Annotated in this window: 1 protein-coding gene; it reads left to right on the top strand. The window is 60.9% G+C overall.

From position 1 onward, the window contains the following. The first annotated feature begins 181 nt into the window (after nucleotides 1–181). Nucleotides 182–760 (top strand): thermonuclease family protein, encoded by a 579-nt coding sequence (locus GY725_18325; protein MCP4006144.1) that lies wholly within the window; start codon nucleotides 182–184, stop codon nucleotides 758–760. The last annotated feature ends 187 nt before the right edge of the window (nucleotides 761–947 follow it).

The raw sequence follows: 947 nt of genomic DNA, 5'->3' as shown, positions 1-947 counted from the left end.
CTGCGAAGCGCGATGCATCCGCCTGCGCTGCGTCGCGCGACCCTCTGCAGATCTACGGATCTGCGATCGGATCACGCTTCTTGCTCAGGCGGCGACTCCCGCTTCTCGCTCGATTCCTCCCTGTGCAGAGATTCCCTAGCCCTTGTGAACTCGCTGCAACATCACGAATCTCTCGCTCTCCATGAGTTCCCGAAAACGATCCAGTCAGAGGCGTTCGCCGCAGCGGGCTACGTTCCTCTGGCTCGCGCTGATTGGCCTGGCGTTCTGGATCGGCCGCGAGACCGGTCTGCGCGAGGAAATCGTCCGCAACGAAGCGCCGGGTTTCCCGGTCGAGTTCATCGAACCGAAGCCGAAATCCAGCCTGCTCGGCCCGTGTCGCGTGCTGCGCATCATCGACGGCGACACGGTCGACGTCGACTGCGGCGAACTGAAAGATCGCGTGCGTCTCCTGCACATCGACACACCGGAGCGAAAGGAACCGGGCTTCAGCGCCGCCAAGGCCGCATTGCGCGGATTGATCGACAACCGGGAGATCTTCCTGGACTTCGAAGAACCGGGTGAGTTGAAACGGGGCAAGTACGGCCGAGTACTCGCCTATCTACAGGTCGATGGACGCAATCTGAATCTGGAGATGGTGCGCATGGGCTGGACGGGCTTCTACACGCGCTTCGGAACGGGGCGTTTCGGTACCGAGTTCGAACGGGCTCAACGCGAAGCCAGGAGCGCGCGGCGCGGCATCTGGGGTATGCAGGCAAACTGAGAGTTGTGGTCCGGAGAATGTGCCTGGCATGGGGTGTGCGTAATGCCTGGGAATGCGCGAACTCCCGACCTGTCGCAAGCCGCCCTTCTGCCCCAACCCTGAATGTGATTTCCACCGAACTTCGCAGGGTTGGAAGTTCATCAAGAAAGGCTTCTTCACTCGTGATGTGAACCCCAGGAAGATTCAG

This window comes from bacterium (assembly GCA_024226335.1).
GTDB lineage: Bacteria > Myxococcota_A > UBA9160 > SZUA-336 > SZUA-336 > JAAELY01.
The sequence above is the reverse complement of the archived record's forward strand: the minus strand, read 5'-3'. Positions and strand labels throughout refer to the sequence as shown.

Bases quoted from the DNA above. Each gene is read 5' to 3' on its own strand.
- GY725_18325 (MCP4006144.1), top strand. From the start codon at position 182: ATGAGTTCCCGAAAACGATCCAGTCAGAGGCGTTCGCCGCAGCGGGCT.